The following is a 17,553-nucleotide window of genomic DNA, read 5'->3' on the forward strand; positions in this document are numbered from 1 at the left end:
CGCGAATCAAGGACTCAATCATGGAATATCTCGATCTCGGACCCTTCTCACGTGCGTCCGGCACGGTCCGGCTGCCCGGCTCGAAGAGCATTTCGAACCGCGTGCTGCTGCTCGCCGCGCTGGGCGTGGGCGAAACCACGATCACGAACCTGCTCGACTCCGACGACACCCGCGTGATGCTCGCCGCGCTCGCCGCGCTCGGCGTGACCGTCCGGAACGACGGCGAACGCTGCATCGTGACGGGCACGGGCGGCGAGTTTCCGGTCAAGGCGGCCGAGCTTTTTCTCGGCAACGCGGGCACTGCGGTGCGCCCGCTGACGGCCGCGCTCGCGGTCAATGGCGGCGAATATCGCGTGCACGGCGTGCCGCGCATGCACGAGCGGCCGATCGGCGATCTCGTCGACGGTCTGCGGCAGATCGGCGCGCGCATCGACTACGAACTGAACGACGGCTTTCCGCCGCTCAAGATCCACCCGGCGCAGATCGCCGTCGACAAGCCGATCCGCGTGCGCGGCGACGTGTCGAGCCAGTTCCTCACGGCGCTTCTCATGACCTTGCCGCTCGTAAAGTCGCCGGGGGGCGCGATTCACGTCGAAGTCGAAGGCGAACTCATCTCGAAGCCGTACATCGACATCACGATCCGGCTGATGGAGCGCTTCGGCGTCACGGTCGAGCGCGACGGCTGGGCGCGCTTCACCGTGCCGGCGGGCGCGCAGTATCGGTCGCCGGGCACGATCATGGTGGAAGGCGATGCGTCGTCGGCGTCGTATTTTCTGGCGGCGGGCGCGATCGGCGGCGGTCCGGTGCGCGTGGAGGGCGTCGGGCGCGCGAGCATCCAGGGCGACGTCGGTTTCGCCGACGCGCTGATCCGCATGGGCGCGAACGTGATGATGGGCGACGACTGGATCGAGGTGCGCGGGGTCGAATCGGACGACGGGCGGCTCGCGGCCATCGACATGGATTTCAACCTGATCCCCGATGCCGCGATGACGATCGCCGTCGCCGCGCTTTTCGCCGATGGCCCGACGACGCTGCGCAACATCGCGAGCTGGCGCGTGAAGGAAACGGACCGCATCGCCGCGATGGCGACCGAGCTGCGCAAGGTCGGCGCGACGGTGGAAGAGGGCGCGGATTATCTGATCGTCACACCGCCTGTCGCGCTCGTCGCCGACGCCGCGATCGACACCTACGACGATCACCGCATGGCGATGTGCTTCTCGCTCGTCGCGCTCGGCGGCGTGCCGGTGCGCATCAACGACCCGAAGTGCGTCGGCAAGACTTTTCCCGACTATTTCGACCGCTTCGCCACGCTCGCCCAACCCTGAACCACCTGAACGACATGACTGTAACAACGCGTTTGCGCACCCTCATTCAATGAAACCGACCCGTCCCTTTCATCAGACTCCGGTCATCACCATCGACGGGCCGACGGCATCGGGCAAGGGCACCGTGGCGGCACTGGTCGCCGCGACGCTCGGTTTTCACTTGCTCGACAGCGGCGCGCTCTACCGCCTGACCGCGCTCGCGAGCCTGCGCTACCGCGTCGATGCGGGCGACGCCGACGCCCTTGCAAAACTCGTCGACGCGCTGCATATCACGTTTCGCGAAGGTTGCGCGCAACTCGACGGCGTGGACGTGTCGGCGGAAATCCGCGCCGAGGAAGTCGGCAACCGGGCGTCCGCGATCGCGGTCCACCCGGAGGTTCGGCGCGCACTGATTGCCCGTCAGCGGGCGTTCCGCAAGCTTCCGGGCCTCGTCGCGGACGGCCGCGACATGGGCACGGTCATCTTCCCGGATGCCACGCTGAAGGTCTTCCTGACGGCGAGCGTCGAGGCCCGCGCGGCCAGACGGTATAAGCAATTGATACAAAAAGGTTTTTCTGCTAATATGGAAAACTTGCTGAGAGATTTGCGTGAACGTGACGCGCGCGATAGCAATCGCGCGACCGCGCCACTCAAGCCCGCGGCAGACGCGAAGACGCTGGACACATCCGGCTTATCCATCGACCAGGCGGTCGAGCAGATCATCGGCTGGTTTAGCGAAGTGAGCGTCGAGTAGCGGCAGCAAGGAAGCAGCAAAAAAAGCAGCAAAAAAAGCAGCAAAAAAAGCAGCAAGGCTGGCGAGGCATCGCCGGTTCGCAAGGTGCTCCGTGAGAAACGCGGAGCGTGTTTCAACCCCTTAACCCCGCGTGGCATTCGCCCTTTTTGCCGTTTTGCCTTTGGTCGCCGACCAGACAGGCAGGCATCGCGAAATAGCCAGGCAACTATCGATTTTTATGTCCGACCTGCAAACCTCCACCCCGAATACCGAATCTTTCGCGGCTCTGTTCGAAGAGTCGCTGACCAAGCAAGACATGCGCGCCGGCGAAGTGATCTCCGCCGAAGTCGTGCGCGTCGACCACAACTTCGTGGTCGTCAACGCTGGTCTCAAGTCCGAAGCCTACATTCCGCTCGAAGAATTCCTGAATGACGCGGGCGAGGTCGAAGTGCAGGCGGGCGACTTTGTTTCCGTCGCGATCGACGCGCTGGAAAACGGTTACGGCGACACCATCCTGTCGCGTGACAAGGCGAAGCGCCTCGCTTCGTGGCTGTCGCTGGAAAAGGCCCTCGACAACAACGAACTCGTGACCGGCACGATCACGGGCAAGGTCAAGGGCGGCATGACCGTCATGGTCAACGGCATCCGCGCGTTCCTGCCGGGTTCGCTCGTCGACACGCGTCCGGTCAAGGACACGACGCCGTACGAAGGCAAGACCCTCGAATTCCGCGTCATCAAGCTCGACCGCAAGCGTAACAACGTGGTGCTGTCGCGCCGCGCCGTGATCGAAGCCACGCAAGGCGAAGAGCGCGCGAAGCTGCTCGAGACGCTGAAGGAAGGCGCGATCGTGGAAGGCGTGGTCAAGAACATCACCGACTACGGCGCGTTCGTGGATCTCGGCGGCATCGACGGCCTGCTGCACATCACCGACATCGCATGGCGTCGCGTGCGTCACCCGAGCGAAGTCCTCTCGGTCGGCCAGGAAGTCACCGCGAAGATCCTCAAGTTCGACCAAGAGAAGAACCGCGTCTCGCTCGGCATCAAGCAACTCGGCGACGATCCGTGGGAAGGCATTTCGCGCCGTTACCCGTCGGGCACGCGCCTGTTCGGCAAGGTCACGAACATCACCGACTACGGCGCATTCGTCGAAGTGGAATCGGGCATCGAAGGCCTGGTCCACGTGTCGGAAATGGACTGGACGAACAAGAACGTTGCACCGTCGAAGGTTGTGCAGCTGGGCGACGAAGTCGAAGTCATGGTTCTCGAAATCGACGAAGACCGCCGCCGTATCAGCCTCGGCATGAAGCAGTGCAAGCCGAATCCGTGGGATGACTTCAGCCGCAACTTCAAGAAGGGCGACAAGATCAGCGGCGCCATCAAGTCGATCACCGACTTCGGCGTGTTCATCGGTCTGCCTGGCGGCATCGACGGTCTGGTTCACCTCTCGGACCTGTCGTGGTCGGAAACCGGCGAAGAAGCCGTGCGCAAGTACAAGAAGGGCGACGAAGTCGAAGCCGTGGTTCTGGGCATCGACGTCGAGAAGGAACGCATTTCGCTCGGCATCAAGCAGCTCGAAGGCGATCCGTTCAGCAACTTCGTCGCGATCAACGACAAGGGCGCAATCGTCGACGGCGTCGTGAAGTCGGTCGATCCGAAGGGTGCGGTCGTCACGCTGTCCGGCGAAGTCGAAGGCTACCTGCGTGCTTCGGAAATCGCACAAGACCGCGTGGAAGACGCTCGCAACGTGCTGAAGGAAGGCGACAAGGTCAATGCGATGATCATCAACATCGACCGCAAGTCGCGCGGCATCAACCTGTCGATCAAGGCCAAGGATTCGGCCGAGCAACAGGAAGCGATGCGCGGTCTGGCAGCATCGGACTCGAACGCCGCTGCTACCGGCACGACCAACCTCGGCGCGCTGCTCAAGGCCAAGCTCGACGGCCAGAACAGCTAAGCCTTAACGGTACTGCTGCAGTATGACCAAATCGGAATTGGTCGCCCAACTGGCGTCGCGATTTCCGCAACTTGTCCTCAAGGATGCGGATTTCGCGGTGAAGACGATGCTCGATGCGATGTCCGAGGCGCTCGCCAACGGTCACCGCATCGAAATTCGCGGCTTCGGCAGCTTCGGGCTCAATCGTCGTCCGTCGCGCGTCGGGCGCAATCCGAAGTCGGGTGAAAAAGTGCTGGTGCCGGAGAAATTCGTGCCGCACTTCAAGCCGGGCAAGGAATTGCGTGAACGCGTCGACGGCCGCGCGGGCGAGCCGCTGAAAGCGTCCGACGACGAAGACGACGATCTCTGATCGGCATCGGAATCGAAGGCCGCCGTGTCCCGCCAGACGGCAATGACCGGAAAAAAGCACCCCACGGGGTGCTTTTTTTCGTCTGACGCTTTCGCGTGCGCCTACGCGGGCGCGCATGGGTTCGACTCTTGCTGCAGCAGGCGATGCCGTTTCACTCTTACCGGCCGTCACCGTTGCACTGCCGGGGATACGCATCAATTACAATACCGGTCACTTTCGGCCCGGGTCGTTGCCTCGCGCGGACTCACGCGCGCGGTCAAACCGATGCCGTCCGCCACCGCCGTCGAGAGAGTCTCCATGAAATTTTTTGTCTGGCTGATCCGTGTTCTCGTCTTCGTCCTGCTGCTGGTTCTGGCGCTCGCCAACACGCAGACCGCGGAGCTCAAGTTCCTCGCTGGCTATGTGTGGCAGGCGCCGCTGATCCTGATCGGCCTGGCATTTTTTGTCGTCGGCTTGCTGGCAGGGCTCGTGTCCGCGCTGCCCGCGATGTTCCGCCTGCGCATGGAGAACGGCCGTCTGAAGCGCGAACTGCGCATCGCGCGCGAGCAGCCGGTCGCGGTGGAAGAGCCGCCGATGCCGCCGCTCATCTGAGCCGCCGCCGCCCACGCCGGCACCCGAAACCCGACTCACCGACCTTACCGACCTCATCGCATCGCATGGATCTAGACTTCTGGTGGCTGCTTGTCATTCCCGTTGCCTTTGCGCTCGGCTGGATGGCATCGCGCTATGACCTGAAAACGCTGCTGTCCGAAAACGCGAATCTGCCGCGCTCGTACTTCCGCGGCCTGAACTTTCTGCTCAACGAGCAACACGACAAGGCGATCGATGCCTTCATCGAAGTCGCGAAGCTCGATCCGGAAACCATCGAATTGCATTTTGCGCTCGGCAACCTGTTTCGCCGTCGCGGCGAGACCGACCGCGCGATCCGCGTGCATCAAAACCTCCTGAGCCGCGCCGACCTGCCCGATGCCGAGCGCGATCACGCGCTTTTCGAACTCGGCCAGGACTTTCTGAAAGCGGGCCTGCTCGACCGCGCCGAGGAAACGTTCCGCTCGCTCGAAGCCGGCGAGTACGCGCTAGGCGCCCAGCGCGCGCTCCTGACCATCTACGAGATCGAGAAAGACTGGCCGAAGTCGATCGTGACGGCCGAGCGCATCGAGAAAATGGGCGCGCCGACGCTCGCGAAGGAAATCGCGCACTTTCACTGCGAACTCGCGCAGGAAGCGTTGCAGCGCAAAAGCCCCGACGACGCGCGCGCCGAGTTGAAACTGGCGCTCGACGCGAACCCGGACAACGTGCGCGCGACCATTCTCTCGGGCGACGTCGATGCGGCTGCCGGCAATCTCGTCGGCGCGATCGCTTGCTGGAAGCGCGTCGAGGAGCAGAATGCGGTTTATCTGCCGCTCGTCGCCGAGAAGCTGATGAACGCGTACAGCGCGCTCGATCGCGCGGAAGAGGGCGTCGATCTGCTGACCGATTACGTGAACCGCTATCCGTCGAACGACCTGCTCGACGTCGCGTTCAAGCACGTCGAGGCGCTGCGCGGCCTCGACGCCGCGCACACGCTCGCGCGCAAGCAGATGCAAAGCTCGCCGAATCTCGCGGGCATGACGCGTCTGCTCGAAGCGCAGGAAGCGGTCGCGGAAGAGCCGCGTCGCGGCGAACTGCAACTGATGCGCGCGCTCGTCAAGCAGCGCACCAAGAACCTGCCGCGTTATACGTGTCAAACTTGTGGTTTCCGCGCACGTCTTTTCTACTGGCAATGTCCCGGCTGCAGCGGCTGGGAAACCTATGCGCCGCGCCGCGTCGAGCCGATCACGGCGTCGGCCTGACAGCGCGAGCGGCAAGCCCGCCGGTATGAGGCGCTCGGGCCATCCCCCGTTCGCGTGCCTGCCGGCAACCTCAGAACAACGGGAACGCGAATGAAAATTACCATCGTCGGCACGGGTTACGTCGGTCTGGTGACCGGCGCGTGCCTTGCTGAAATCGGCCACGACGTGTTTTGCGTCGACGTCGATCCGCGCAAGATCGAGATCCTCAACAACGGCGGCGTGCCGATCCACGAACCGGGCTTGCTGGAAATGCTAAAGCGCACGCGCGCGGCCGGCCGCATCCAGTTCTCGACGGACGTCGAGGCGAGCGTGAAGCATGGCGAAATCCAGTTCATCGCGGTCGGCACGCCGCCCGACGAAGACGGCTCCGCCGACCTGCAATACGTGCTCGCGGCGGCGCGCAATATCGGCCGCTATTCGAACGGCTTCAAGGTGATCGTCGACAAGTCGACGGTGCCGGTCGGCACGGCGCTCCAGGTGCGCAAGGTCGTCGCGGAAGAACTGAAGGGGCGCGGGCTCGAGACGTCGGACGAACACGGCTTTTCGGTCGTATCGAATCCGGAGTTTCTGAAGGAAGGCGCCGCGGTCGACGATTTCATGCGCCCGGACCGGATCGTGATCGGTCTCGACGACGACGAAGCCGGCAGCATCGCGCGCGAAAAGATGAAGCGGCTCTACGCGCCGTTCAACCGCAACCACGAACGCACGCTGTACATGGACGTGCGCTCGGCCGAATTCACGAAGTACGCGGCCAACGCGATGCTTGCGACGCGCATCTCGTTCATGAACGACCTGTCGAACCTGGCGGATACCGTCGGCGCGGATATCGAAGCGGTGCGCCGGGGGATCGGTTCCGACCCGCGCATCGGCTATCACTTTCTGTATGCGGGCTGCGGCTACGGCGGTTCGTGCTTTCCGAAGGACGTCCAAGCGCTCGTACAGACGGCGCGTGAGAACGGCCATCGGTTGCGCATTCTCGAATCGGTGGAGGAAGTGAACGACGCGCAGAAGGAAGTGCTCGTCAACAAGATCACGAAGCGCATGGGCGAAGACCTGCGCGGGCGCACGTTCGCCGTGTGGGGCCTCGCGTTCAAGCCGAACACGGACGACATGCGCGAGGCGTCGAGCCGGCGTCTGATCGCGGCGCTGCTTTCGCGCGGCGCGACCGTGCGCGCCTACGATCCGGTGGCGCTAGACGAAGCGCAGCGTGTGTTCGCGCTCGATCTCGCCGGCCGTCCCGACGACCTGAAGCGCCTCTCGTTCGTGAGCTCGCAGAAGGAAGCGCTGCCCGGCGCCGACGCGCTCGTGATCGTCACCGAGTGGAAGGAATTCAAGAGCCCCGACTTCGCGCATCTGAAGAGCGAGCTGAAAATGCCGGTTGTCTTCGATGGCCGCAACCTGTACGAACCCGAAGCGATGGCCGAACTCGGCATCGACTATTACGCAATAGGACGTCCCCATGTCGAACTCGCCGGCGCCTGATCAGAAGCCCGAACAGTCAGGCAAGCAGGCCGCCATTCCGGTGGTGCCGCGCGCGCGCATCTCGGCGGCGCGCGTGCTGGTCGTCGGCGATGTGATGCTCGACCGCTACTGGTTCGGCAACGTCGACCGCATCTCGCCGGAAGCGCCCGTGCCGGTCGTGCTTGTGCAGAAGAAGGAAGACCGTCTGGGCGGCGCGGCGAACGTCGCGCGCAACGCGGCGGCGCTCGGCGCGCAGGCGGGACTGCTGTGCGTCGTCGGGCACGACGAGCCGGGCGAGCGCGTGGTCGAACTGCTCGGCGAGAGCAAGGTCGCGGCGTATCTCGAACGCGATCCCGAACTGCTCACGACGATCAAGCTGCGCGTGCTGTCGCGCCAGCAGCAGTTGCTGCGCGTCGACTTCGAGAACTCGCCGACGCACGAAGTGCTGCGCGCGTGCCTCGCGCGCTTCGGCGATCTTTTGCCGCAGCACGACGTCATCCTGATGTCGGACTACGCGAAGGGCGGCCTGACGCACGTCACGCAGATGATCGCGGACGCGAAACGCGCGGGCAAGCCGGTGCTCGTCGATCCGAAGGGCGACGACTGGGACCGCTATCGCGGCGCCACGCTCATCACGCCGAACCGCGCGGAATTGCGCGAAGTGATCGGGCACTGGAAGTCGGAGGAGGATTTGCACGAGCGCGTCGCGAAGCTGCGCCGCGAACTCGAATTCGACGCGCTGCTGCTCACGCGCTCGGAGGAAGGCATGACGCTCTTCACGAACGACCGCGTCGTGCACACGCAGGCTGACGCGCGCGAAGTCTACGACGTGTCCGGCGCGGGCGACACCGTCATCGCGACGGTCGCGACCATGCTCGGCGCGGGCGTGCCGTTGATCGACTCGATCGCCTACGCGAACCGGGCGGCGGGCATCGTCGTGGGCAAGCTGGGCACGGCGACCGTCGACTACAACGAACTTTTCGCTTGAGAACATCATGACCATCATCGTCACCGGCGCGGCCGGGTTCATCGGCAGCAACATCGTGAAGGCGCTCAACGATCGCGGCGAACAACGCGTGATCGCGGTCGACAACCTCACGCGCGCGGACAAGTTCAAGAATCTCGTCGATTGCGAGATCGACGATTACCTCGACAAGACCGAGTTCGTCGAGCGGTTCAAGCGCGGCGATTTCGGGAAGGTGCGCGCGGTGTTCCATGAAGGCGCCTGTTCGGACACGATGGAAACCGACGGCCGCTACATGATGGACAACAACTTCCGCTACAGCCGCGACGTGATGGACGCGTGCATGAAGCAGGACGTGCAGTTCCTGTACGCGTCGTCGGCGGCGACGTATGGCGGATCGAGCCAGTTCGTCGAGGAACGCGAGTTCGAGAAGCCGCTGAACGTCTACGGCTATTCGAAATTCCTCTTCGACCAGATCGTGCGCCAGACATTGCCCCGAGCGAAAACGCAGATCGTCGGCTTTCGCTATTTCAACGTGTACGGGCCGCGCGAGACGCACAAGGCGCGCATGGCGTCGGTGGCGTTTCACAACTTCAACCAGTTCCGCGCGGAAGGGCGCGTCAAGCTCTTCGGCGAATACAACGGTTACGCGGCGGGCGAGCAGACGCGCGATTTCGTCTCGGTGGAAGACGTGGTGAAGGTCAATCTCTTCTTCTTCGATCATCCGGAGAAGTCGGGCATCTTTAACCTCGGCACGGGGCGCGCGCAGCCGTTCAACGACATCGCATCGACCGTGGTGAATTCGCTGCGCGCGATGGACGGCGAGGCGTCGCTGTCGCTCGCGGAACTCGTGCAGCGCGGGTTGATCGAGTACATTCCGTTCCCCGACGCGCTGCGCGGCAAGTATCAGTGCTTCACCCAGGCCGACCAGTCGAAGCTGCGCGCAGCCGGCTACGACGCGCCGTTTCTGAGCGTGCAGGAAGGCGTCGATCGCTACGTGCGTTGGCTATTCGGCCAGCTATAAAAGCACGGTCCGTTTTTTTAAACTGGGTCTCACGGTCAGCGAGCGACGCTGACCGGTTCCTCACGGTTCTCAAGGGAGACTCAGATGATCAAGAAAGTAATCGCAGCGTTCGCGCTCGCCATGGCGGTCGGTTCCGTATTCGCGGCCGTCGACGTCAACATCGCCAACACCGACGCCTTGCGCGGCATCAAGGGCATCGGACCGGCAAAAGCCAAGGCCATTCTCGACGAACGCGAAGCGCACGGCCCGTTCAAGGACGCCGCCGAACTCGGCAAGCGTGTGAAGGGCATGGGCGGCAAGACGGTCGAACGCCTGCAGGCCGAGGGTCTTACCATCGGGCCGGCCAGCAAGACGGCCGCCGCAGCCCGTCCGGGCTCGGCTGCCTTCACGGCGAGCGCGGCCGGACAACCTGTCGTCGTGAAGAAATAGACGCGGCGCGGCGCACGCAGCCGACGCGCCGGTCGGTTCGTGCGCCGCTTCCTCGTGGCCGGATCCGCAATCCCTGAAGCCGATAGGGGCGGTCGGCGTCGAAATGACCGGTGGGCTACAATCGTTGGATTCCCCGCATCGTACGAACGCACCGCTTATGGCTTACATGACAATCGAAGACACGATCGGCAACACGCCGCTCGTGCAGCTCGTCCGCCTCGTCGACGACGACATTCGCAGCCGCAACAACGTGGTTCTCGGCAAGCTGGAAGGCAACAATCCGGCGGGCTCGGTGAAGGACCGCCCGGCGCTCTCGATGATCAAGAAGGCGGAAGAGCGCGGCCGCATCAAACCCGGCGACACGCTGATCGAAGCGACGAGCGGCAACACGGGCATCGCGCTCGCGATGGCCGCGGCCGTGCGCGGGTACAAGATGCTGCTGCTGATGCCGGAAGACCTGTCGGTCGAGCGGCGCCAGAGCATGTCGGCCTACGGCGCGCAGATCATGCTCACGCCTGTCACGGGCGGCATGGAATACGCACGCGATCTCGCCGAGCAGATGCAGCGCGAAGGCCGCGGCATCATCCTCGACCAGTTCGCCAACCCGGACAATCCGCTTGCGCACTACGAAGCAACCGGCCCCGAACTGTGGCGCCAGACCGAAGGGCGCATCACGCACTTCGTCTCGGCGATGGGCACCACCGGCACGATCATGGGCGTGTCGCAATTCCTGAAGGAAAAGAACGAGAAGATCGAGATCATCGGTGCGCAGCCGGAAGAGGGCTCGCGCATTCCGGGCATCCGCAAATGGCCGGAAGCCTATCTGCCGAAGATTTTCGACCGCAGCCGCGTCGACCGCGTAGAGAATGTGAGCCAGGCCGCATCGGAAGCGATGGCGCGCAAGATGGCCTCGGTCGAAGGCATTTTCAGCGGCATATCGTCGGGCGGTGCGTGCGAAGTCGCGCTGCGCATCGCGCGCCAGGTGGAGAACGCGACCATCGTGTTCATCGTCTGCGACCGGGGCGACCGCTACCTGTCTACGGGCGTATTTCCCGCCTGAGCCCGATTTCAGGCGCACCATGCAAAAGGCCGTTCCGATGAACTCGGAATGGCCTTTTGTTTTCAAGCGCTCACGGCGAGCGCCGATGCCTCACTGCACCGCCGTGCCGGAGTCGCCTGCTGCGATCCGAGCCTTCACGGCTTCGCCCAGCTGATACACCGCGAGCGCGTAGAAGAAGCTGCGGTTGTAGCGCGTGAGCGCATAGAAATTGCGCGTGCCGAGTGTGTATTCGGTGGGACGGCCGGGCGTCGGCAAATCAACAACTGTCACCGGCGTAGCGGCTTCCGCCGCGACATTCAGGCCCGGCTCGTTGAGCAGCATGCCCGCCTTGAGCAGTTGCGCGAGCGACCAGCGCGGTTCCGGCTGACCGTCGGCGCCGGCCTGCGCGATGCCCTGGCTGCCTTCGTCGCCGGCGATGCGCCACACGACCGGACGGCCCGCTTCCCAGCCGTGCTTGTTCAGATAATTCGCGACGCTGCCGATCGCATCGGCCTGGCTCGTGCGCAAGTCGATGCGGCCGTTGCCGTCGTAATCCACCGCGTACTGGACGATGCTGCTCGGCAGAAACTGCGGAATCCCGATCGCGCCGGTGTACGAGCCGAGCACGGTGGTCGGATCGATCTGCGCGTCGCGCGTCCACACAAGCAGGTCTTCGAGATTCTTGCGGAACGTCGCCTGCCGCTCCGCGCGGTTCGGCGTGTTCGGGTAGTCGAAGGTGAGCGTCGTGAGTGCGTCGAGCGCGCGGAAGTTGCCCATGTAGCGGCCGTAGATCGTCTCCACGCCGATGATCCCGACGATCACCTCCGGCGGCACGCCGTATTGCTCGGACGCGCGCTGCAAGGTCGCCTGATTGGCGCGCCAGAACTTCACCCCCGCGTTGATGCGCACCGGCTCGATGAAGCGCGACTGGTACACGCGCCAGTTCTTGACCGAAGGGGTCGGCGCGGGGAGGACGAGCTTGACCGCCGTCGCCGAATAGCTGACCCGGTTGAAGAGATCGTGCAGCGCGCTCGAATCGAAATCGTAGCGGGCGACCATGTCGTTGATGAACGCATCGACATTGCGGTTGTTCGCGTAGCGCTGCGGAACGATTTCTTCTTCGAAGACCTGCCCTTGCTGCGTCGGGGATTGCGGCTGGGACTGCGCGAACGCATTCGCGGCGACGAGACCGCCGAGCGCAAAAACGATGACAGCCCTGGAAACGACGGAAGCGAAGGAACGACGCTTGAACGCGTCCGGCAGAGCAAGCGGGGCAAACTTGAAGGTCATGGTGTGCGTTGTTGAGGCGATGTGTGGCAGTGCGTCGGACAGTCGGGGCAGTATAACCGACGCCTCCTTGCCGGGAACCGCAAGAAGCCTGCCGGGCATGGCGATGAACGGCGCGCGCAAGGGGTGTGGTAACTTAACGTCAATCGCGCGGCATGTGGCCGTGCGTATGACGAAAAGACACGAGACACGCGGACCCGGCGCCACGCGGGCCGCCGAGAACGACCATGGCGACCGGTTTCTATTCCCATCCCGACTGCCTCCTCCACGACATGGGCGCGTGGCATCCCGAATGCCCGGGCCGTCTGCAGGCGATCGAAGATCAACTGATCGCGAGCCGCATCGATGCGCTGATCGAACGCGAAGACGCGCCGCTCGCCGACGAAGCCGAACTCGCGCGCGTGCACACGCAGGCGCATATCGACTTCATCAAGCATCGGCAGCCGCTCGAAGGGCGCGCCGAGATCGATCCCGACACGACGATGTGTCCGCATTCCTACCAGGCGGCGTTGCGCGCGGCGGGCGCGGCGATCGCGGCAACCGATGCCGTCATCGAAGGCCGCTTCGACAACGCGTTCTGCAGCGTGCGTCCGCCGGGACATCACGCCGAGCCGGCCCGCGCGATGGGCTTCTGCTTCTTCAACAACATCGCCGTCGCCGCGCGCCACGCGCTGGAAGTGCACGGTTTGCAGCGCGTCGCGATCATCGATTTCGACGTGCATCACGGCAACGGCACGGAAGCCGCTTTTTCCGGCGATCCGCGCGTGCTGATGTGCAGCTTCTTCCAGCATCCGTTCTATCCGTTCACCGGCGCCGACAGTCACGCGCCGAACCTCGTGAACGTGCCGATGCCCGCATACACCAAGGGCATGGCGGTGCGCGAGGCGGTCGACATGCTGTGGCTGCCGCGGCTCGACGCGTTCAAGCCGGAGATGATCTTCGTGTCGGCGGGGTTCGATGCGCATCGCGAAGACGATCTCGGCAACATGGGCTTGGTCGAGGACGACTACACCTGGCTCACCGAGCAGATTCGCGCGGTCGCGGACAAGCACGCGAAGGGGCGCATCGTGAGTTCGCTGGAAGGCGGGTACAACCTGTCGGCGCTCGGACGCAGCGTCGTCGCGCACGTGCGGGCGCTGGCGGGCATCTAGCCGTACTCACATCCTCGCGCGCGCCAGATCGGCCCGCACGAGCGTCCACTCGATCAGCTCGCGGATCACGCGGTCGCGATCGAGATCGTTCAGCGTCTCGTGATAACTGCCGTCGAACATGAAGAGCGTGCTGTCGGTCGAGCCGACGTTCGCGTCGAACGTGCGACTGCCGTCGGGTTCGGTGAGCTTGTCGGCGGTGCCGTGGAAGATCAGCACCGGCAGCGTGATCGACGCGCGCTTCGCCGCGATGCGCGCCATCGCCGCGACGATTTGCGCGCCGGTGCGCGCGGGAATCGCACCGTGATGCACGAGCGGATCCCGCCGGTTCGCCTCCACCACACCGGGCGCGCGCGACAAGAGCGCGGGATCGATGGTCAGCGCCGGAAAACGCGGCGCCAACCGGCTGATGAGCCGGCCCATTGTCAGTTTCCAGCGCGGCACGTCGTGGCCCGGTTCGAGCGCGGCGCTCGACAGGATCAGACCCGCGAGCCTGCGCTTCTCCGCGCGCTCGGCCACGTAGAGCGCCGCGACCGCGCCGCCCATGCTGTGGCCCATCAGAAAGAGCGGCGCGTTCGCGGGCGGCGTGGTTTCAGCGGCTTCGACCAGCACGTCGGCGTCGAGCAGATAGTCGTCGAATCGCTCGATCCATACCCGTTCGCCCGACGATTTCCCATGCCCGCGCAAATCCACCGCGATCAATTCGATGCCCGCGGCGTTCAGTCGCAACGCGAACGCGTCGTAACGCCGGGCGTGTTCGGCGAGACCGTGCACGAGCGCGATCCGCGCGACCGGCCGCCCGTCGACGGTCGCCGGCTGCCAGCGATGCAGAAACAGTTCGACGCCCTGACGCGTGGTGATCGTGCTGGTGGAGTAGGTGCTGCGCGCGGGAGTGCTCATCGGATGCCGGCCATTTTCGAGATGAAGCCATGATAAGCGAGCGGTCCTTTAATGTCCGCGAGTTATGACGCACGCAAAATTCATTATTAAACCGAATGAGGCGGGTGCGGTAAAATTTGGGATTAAGACTAAGAACATTCCACGGCGGCCGGCTCCCGCGACATCCGCACGGAGCCTCCGCCGTTTGTATTTACATGATCGAAATACGCAATCTGTCGCAGCGGTTCGCGGGACCCCGGGGTTGGGTCGAAGCGCTGCACAACGTCAATCTGACGATTCCGGCCGGCGAAGTGTTCGGCATCATCGGGCGCAGCGGCGCCGGTAAAAGCACACTGGTCCGCACCATCAATCTGCTCACGCGCCCAAGCGAAGGCAGCGTGATCGTCGACGGACGCGATCTCACCACGCTCGCGCCGCCCGAGTTGCGCGCCGCGCGCCGCGACATCGGCATGATCTTCCAGCACTTCAACCTGCTCTCGTCGCGCACCGTGTTCGACAACGTCGCGCTGCCGCTCGAACTCGCCGGCATGAAGCGCGCCGAGATCGAGGCGACCGTCGCGCCGCTCCTCGATCTCGTCGGGCTAACGACGCAGCGCGACCGTTATCCCGCGCAGATCAGCGGCGGGCAGAAACAGCGCGTCGGCATCGCGCGGGCGCTCGCGAGCAAGCCGAAGGTTCTGCTCTCCGACGAAGCCACGTCCGCGCTCGATCCCGAAACCACGCGCGCGATTCTCGACCTGCTGCGCAAGATCAACCGCGAACTCGGCCTGACGATCGTGCTCATCACCCACCAGATGGACGTCATCAAGCAGGTGTGCGACCGCGTCGCCGTGCTCGATGCGGGGCGCGTGGTCGAAGAGGGCAAGGTCGTCGATGTGTTCATGCAGCCGCATCACGAAGTCACGCGCGCGCTGATCGGCGACGTCATCGCGCACGAACTGCCGCCCGCGATGAAAGCACGCGTCGCCGAGCGGCTCAGGACGGGCAGCGGCCATTTGCTGCGGCTCGCGTTCACGGGCTCGGGCGTCGACCAGCCGATCCTCTCCGAGACGATCCGCCGCTACGAACTCGATTTCAACATCCTGCACGGCCAGATCGACGAGATTCAGGGACAAGCGTTCGGCTCGCTCGCGGTGCTCGCGGGCGGTCAGCCGATGAAGATCGTCGAGGCGATCACGTATCTGCGTGAACAGGGCGTCGTGGTGGAGGAGCTTTCGCATGTTGAGTGAAATGTTCGATATGTTCGTGCAGTCGTTCTGGGAAACGCTCGTGATGGTGGGCATCTCGGGACTCGTCGGCGCCGCGGTCGGGCTGCCGCTCGGCGTGCTGCTCTATCTCACCGACCGCGACGGCGTGTTGCAGAACGTCGCGGTGAATCGCGTGCTCGGCGGCGTCGTCAATGCGGTGCGCTCGACGCCGTTCATCATCCTGCTCGTCGCGGTGATTCCCTTCACGCGGCTCGTCGTCGGCTCGTCGATCGGCACGGCCGCTGCCGTCGTGCCGCTCACCATCGCCGCCGCTCCGTTCATCGCGCGGCTCGTCGAAACCGCGCTGCGCGAAGTCGATCGCGGGCTGATCGAAGCGGCGCAGGCGATGGGCGCGACCACGAGCCAGATTGTCTTCAAGGTGCTGCTGCCGGAATCGCTGCCGGGCGTCGTCGCCGGGCTGACGATCACGTTCGTGTCGCTCGTCGGCTATTCGGCGATGGCGGGCGCGATCGGCGGCGGCGGTCTCGGCGATCTCGGCATCCGCTACGGTTATCAGCGCTTCCTGCCCGAAGTGATGCTGACGGTCGTCGTGATCCTGATCGTGTTCGTGCAACTCGTGCAGTCGTTCGGCGACTGGCTCGTGCGGCGACTCAGTCACAAATGAACGAGTCACCCATAACGCTTACTCACTCATCAAAAAAACCATGCAACGTCGATTCATTCTGAAGTTTGCCGCCGCGCTTTCCGCCGTCTCGCTCTTCGTGGGCGTCGCTCACGCCGATGAAGCCATCAAGGTGGGCGTCACCGGCGGCCCGCACGCGCAGATCATGGAAGTCGTGAAGCAGGTCGCCGCGAAGAACGGCCTGAAGATCACGATCGTCGAATTCTCCGACTACGTGCAGCCGAACGCCGCGCTCGCCGCCGGCGACCTCGATGCGAACAGCTACCAGCACGCGCCGTATCTCGACGCGCAGGTGAAGGACCGCGGCTACAAGCTCATCAAGCTCGCCGACACCGTCACGTTCCCGATGGGCATCTATTCGAAGAAGATCAAGTCGCTCGCCGAACTGAAGCCGGGTGCGCGCATCGCGGTGCCGAACGATCCGACCAACGGCGGCCGCGCGTTGTTGCTGCTGCAAAAGCAGGGCCTGCTGAAGTTGCGCGCGGATGCGGGCCTGAAGGCGACGCCGCTCGACGTCGTGGACAACCCGAAGAAGCTGAAGATCGTCGAACTCGACGCGGCGCAGATTCCGCGCTCGCTCGGCGACGTCGATGCCGCCGCGATCAACACAAACTTCGCGATGGAAGCGGGTCTGAAGCCGAAGTCGGACGCAATCGCGATCGAAGATCCGAAGGGACCGTACTCGAACATCATCGCGATTCGCGCCGCTGACAAGGACAAGCCGTGGGTCGCGAAGCTCCTCGCCGCGTATCACTCGGCGGAAGTGAAGCAGTACATCGAGAGCAAATACGCGGGCGCGGTGATCGCGGCGTGGTAAGACGCCCGGACGCAGGTCGATTTGCACCTCGGGTTTCTTTCTATTCAAAATAGCACGATCGTTCGATAATATTCGGACCATGCTGATTGATCGGCAACCCGGCGGCCGCTCTCGACCATTCGGTGGATCGGAGGGCAGGCGTCGCTCGTATAATGAGACGCTGGGTTGACGTAATCGTAACTTTGGAGCGTGTGCATGAAAATCCTGGTGCCAGTGAAAAGAGTGGTCGACTACAACGTCAAGGTTCGCGTGAAGTCGGACGGAAGCGGTGTGGATATCGCGAACGTGAAGATGTCGATGAATCCGTTCGATGAAATCGCGGTGGAAGAAGCTGTGCGTCTGCGTGAAGCGGGCATTGCGACGGAAGTCGTGGCCGTGTCGTGCGGCGTGACGCAATGTCAGGAGACGCTGCGCACGGCAAT

At 64.0% G+C, this 17,553-nt stretch carries 18 protein-coding genes; 16 read left to right on the forward strand and 2 right to left on the reverse strand.

What is annotated here, in order from left to right; genetic code table 11:
• Positions 1-20 precede the first annotated feature (20 nt).
• The 11 genes from aroA (at position 21) to cysM (ending at position 11,110) form a co-directional block, all read left to right on the forward strand.
• Positions 21-1,325: a 3-phosphoshikimate 1-carboxyvinyltransferase gene (gene aroA / locus AWB66_RS24375; protein ID WP_087632656.1), complete on the forward strand. Its 1,305-nt coding sequence runs from the start codon at positions 21-23 to the stop codon at positions 1,323-1,325.
• A 49-nt stretch (positions 1,326-1,374) separates the two neighbouring features.
• A complete protein-coding gene (gene cmk, locus AWB66_RS24380) occupies positions 1,375-2,058 on the forward strand; it encodes a (d)CMP kinase (protein WP_087632657.1) in 684 nt (227 codons plus the stop codon).
• A gap of 217 nt (positions 2,059-2,275) precedes the next feature.
• A complete protein-coding gene (rpsA, locus tag AWB66_RS24385; protein WP_087632658.1) occupies positions 2,276-3,991 on the forward strand; it encodes a 30S ribosomal protein S1 in 1,716 nt (571 codons plus the stop codon).
• 22 nt (positions 3,992-4,013) lie between these two features.
• Positions 4,014-4,340 (forward strand): integration host factor subunit beta, encoded by a 327-nt coding sequence (locus AWB66_RS24390; RefSeq protein ID WP_087632659.1) that lies wholly within the window; start codon positions 4,014-4,016, stop codon positions 4,338-4,340.
• Positions 4,341-4,637: 297 nt separating this feature from the next.
• Complete coding sequence (locus AWB66_RS24395) at positions 4,638-4,931, forward strand: LapA family protein (protein ID WP_087632660.1); 294 nt, start codon at positions 4,638-4,640, stop codon at positions 4,929-4,931.
• 65 nt (positions 4,932-4,996) lie between these two features.
• A complete protein-coding gene (gene lapB, locus AWB66_RS24400) occupies positions 4,997-6,172 on the forward strand; it encodes a lipopolysaccharide assembly protein LapB (RefSeq protein ID WP_087632661.1) in 1,176 nt (391 codons plus the stop codon).
• A 90-nt stretch (positions 6,173-6,262) separates the two neighbouring features.
• Positions 6,263-7,654: a UDP-glucose dehydrogenase family protein gene (locus tag AWB66_RS24405; RefSeq protein WP_087632662.1), complete on the forward strand. Its 1,392-nt coding sequence runs from the start codon at positions 6,263-6,265 to the stop codon at positions 7,652-7,654.
• Positions 7,632-8,621 carry a D-glycero-beta-D-manno-heptose-7-phosphate kinase gene (gene rfaE1, locus AWB66_RS24410; RefSeq protein WP_087632663.1) on the forward strand — a complete coding sequence of 330 codons (990 nt, stop codon included), beginning with the start codon at positions 7,632-7,634 and terminating at the stop codon, positions 8,619-8,621. Before AWB66_RS24405 ends, rfaE1 begins: the two co-directional genes overlap by 23 nt.
• A gap of 7 nt (positions 8,622-8,628) precedes the next feature.
• Positions 8,629-9,621 carry an ADP-glyceromanno-heptose 6-epimerase gene (gene rfaD / locus AWB66_RS24415; RefSeq protein ID WP_087632664.1) on the forward strand — a complete coding sequence of 331 codons (993 nt, stop codon included), beginning with the start codon at positions 8,629-8,631 and terminating at the stop codon, positions 9,619-9,621.
• Positions 9,622-9,705: 84 nt separating this feature from the next.
• Positions 9,706-10,050: a ComEA family DNA-binding protein gene (locus AWB66_RS24420; RefSeq protein ID WP_087632665.1), complete on the forward strand. Its 345-nt coding sequence runs from the start codon at positions 9,706-9,708 to the stop codon at positions 10,048-10,050.
• A 157-nt stretch (positions 10,051-10,207) separates the two neighbouring features.
• A complete protein-coding gene (gene cysM, locus AWB66_RS24425; protein WP_087632666.1) occupies positions 10,208-11,110 on the forward strand; it encodes a cysteine synthase CysM in 903 nt (300 codons plus the stop codon).
• A 90-nt stretch (positions 11,111-11,200) separates the two neighbouring features.
• Here cysM and mltB read toward each other — a convergent pair whose 3' ends face one another.
• Positions 11,201-12,379 (reverse strand): lytic murein transglycosylase B, encoded by a 1,179-nt coding sequence (gene mltB / locus AWB66_RS24430; RefSeq protein WP_087632667.1) that lies wholly within the window; start codon positions 12,377-12,379, stop codon positions 11,201-11,203.
• A 224-nt stretch (positions 12,380-12,603) separates the two neighbouring features.
• Between mltB and AWB66_RS24435 the strand changes: the two genes are divergently transcribed.
• Entirely contained in the window at positions 12,604-13,527 is a 924-nt protein-coding gene (locus tag AWB66_RS24435; RefSeq protein WP_087632668.1) for a histone deacetylase family protein, read from the forward strand.
• 6 nt (positions 13,528-13,533) lie between these two features.
• On the opposite strand, the gene AWB66_RS24440 is transcribed toward AWB66_RS24435, so the two are convergent.
• On the reverse strand, positions 13,534-14,424 hold the full coding sequence (locus tag AWB66_RS24440; protein WP_087632669.1) for an alpha/beta hydrolase: 891 nt from the start codon (positions 14,422-14,424) through the stop codon (positions 13,534-13,536).
• A 194-nt stretch (positions 14,425-14,618) separates the two neighbouring features.
• Here AWB66_RS24440 and AWB66_RS24445 point away from each other — a divergent pair, with 194 nt between their 5' ends.
• The 4 genes from AWB66_RS24445 to AWB66_RS24460 form a co-directional block, all read left to right on the forward strand.
• Positions 14,619-15,653, forward strand: coding sequence for a methionine ABC transporter ATP-binding protein (locus AWB66_RS24445; protein WP_087632670.1), 1,035 nt, complete (start codon positions 14,619-14,621; stop codon positions 15,651-15,653).
• A complete protein-coding gene (locus AWB66_RS24450; protein ID WP_087632671.1) occupies positions 15,643-16,296 on the forward strand; it encodes a methionine ABC transporter permease in 654 nt (217 codons plus the stop codon). Before AWB66_RS24445 ends, AWB66_RS24450 begins: the two co-directional genes overlap by 11 nt.
• 40 nt (positions 16,297-16,336) lie before the next feature.
• The gene (locus tag AWB66_RS24455; protein WP_087632672.1) at positions 16,337-17,131 is read left to right on the forward strand and encodes a MetQ/NlpA family ABC transporter substrate-binding protein; all 795 of its coding nucleotides are present in this window, start codon (positions 16,337-16,339) and stop codon (positions 17,129-17,131) included.
• Positions 17,132-17,326: 195 nt separating this feature from the next.
• Positions 17,327-17,553 (forward strand): electron transfer flavoprotein subunit beta/FixA family protein (locus AWB66_RS24460; protein ID WP_407642311.1); only part of this gene is annotated, 227 nt, incomplete at its 3' end.

Origin of the sequence: Caballeronia telluris, from assembly GCF_001544495.1 — a bacterium.
In the GTDB taxonomy this organism is placed as follows: Bacteria; Pseudomonadota; Gammaproteobacteria; order Burkholderiales; family Burkholderiaceae; genus Caballeronia; species Caballeronia telluris.

Coding starts and splice junctions, on each gene's coding strand:
- AWB66_RS24395 (WP_087632660.1), top strand. CDS start 4,638: ATGAAATTTTTTGTCTGGCTGATCCGTGTTCTCGTCTTCGTCCTGCTG.
- AWB66_RS24435 (WP_087632668.1), top strand. CDS start 12,604: ATGGCGACCGGTTTCTATTCCCATCCCGACTGCCTCCTCCACGACATG.
- mltB (WP_087632667.1), bottom strand. CDS start 12,379: ATGACCTTCAAGTTTGCCCCGCTTGCTCTGCCGGACGCGTTCAAGCGT.
- aroA (WP_087632656.1), top strand. CDS start 21: ATGGAATATCTCGATCTCGGACCCTTCTCACGTGCGTCCGGCACGGTC.
- AWB66_RS24390 (WP_087632659.1), top strand. CDS start 4,014: ATGACCAAATCGGAATTGGTCGCCCAACTGGCGTCGCGATTTCCGCAA.
- rfaD (WP_087632664.1), top strand. CDS start 8,629: ATGACCATCATCGTCACCGGCGCGGCCGGGTTCATCGGCAGCAACATC.
- lapB (WP_087632661.1), top strand. CDS start 4,997: ATGGATCTAGACTTCTGGTGGCTGCTTGTCATTCCCGTTGCCTTTGCG.
- AWB66_RS24455 (WP_087632672.1), top strand. CDS start 16,337: ATGCAACGTCGATTCATTCTGAAGTTTGCCGCCGCGCTTTCCGCCGTC.
- rpsA (WP_087632658.1), top strand. CDS start 2,276: ATGTCCGACCTGCAAACCTCCACCCCGAATACCGAATCTTTCGCGGCT.
- rfaE1 (WP_087632663.1), top strand. CDS start 7,632: ATGTCGAACTCGCCGGCGCCTGATCAGAAGCCCGAACAGTCAGGCAAG.
- cysM (WP_087632666.1), top strand. CDS start 10,208: ATGGCTTACATGACAATCGAAGACACGATCGGCAACACGCCGCTCGTG.
- AWB66_RS24450 (WP_087632671.1), top strand. CDS start 15,643: ATGTTGAGTGAAATGTTCGATATGTTCGTGCAGTCGTTCTGGGAAACG.
- AWB66_RS24420 (WP_087632665.1), top strand. CDS start 9,706: ATGATCAAGAAAGTAATCGCAGCGTTCGCGCTCGCCATGGCGGTCGGT.
- AWB66_RS24440 (WP_087632669.1), bottom strand. CDS start 14,424: ATGAGCACTCCCGCGCGCAGCACCTACTCCACCAGCACGATCACCACG.
- AWB66_RS24445 (WP_087632670.1), top strand. CDS start 14,619: ATGATCGAAATACGCAATCTGTCGCAGCGGTTCGCGGGACCCCGGGGT.
- cmk (WP_087632657.1), top strand. CDS start 1,375: ATGAAACCGACCCGTCCCTTTCATCAGACTCCGGTCATCACCATCGAC.
- AWB66_RS24405 (WP_087632662.1), top strand. CDS start 6,263: ATGAAAATTACCATCGTCGGCACGGGTTACGTCGGTCTGGTGACCGGC.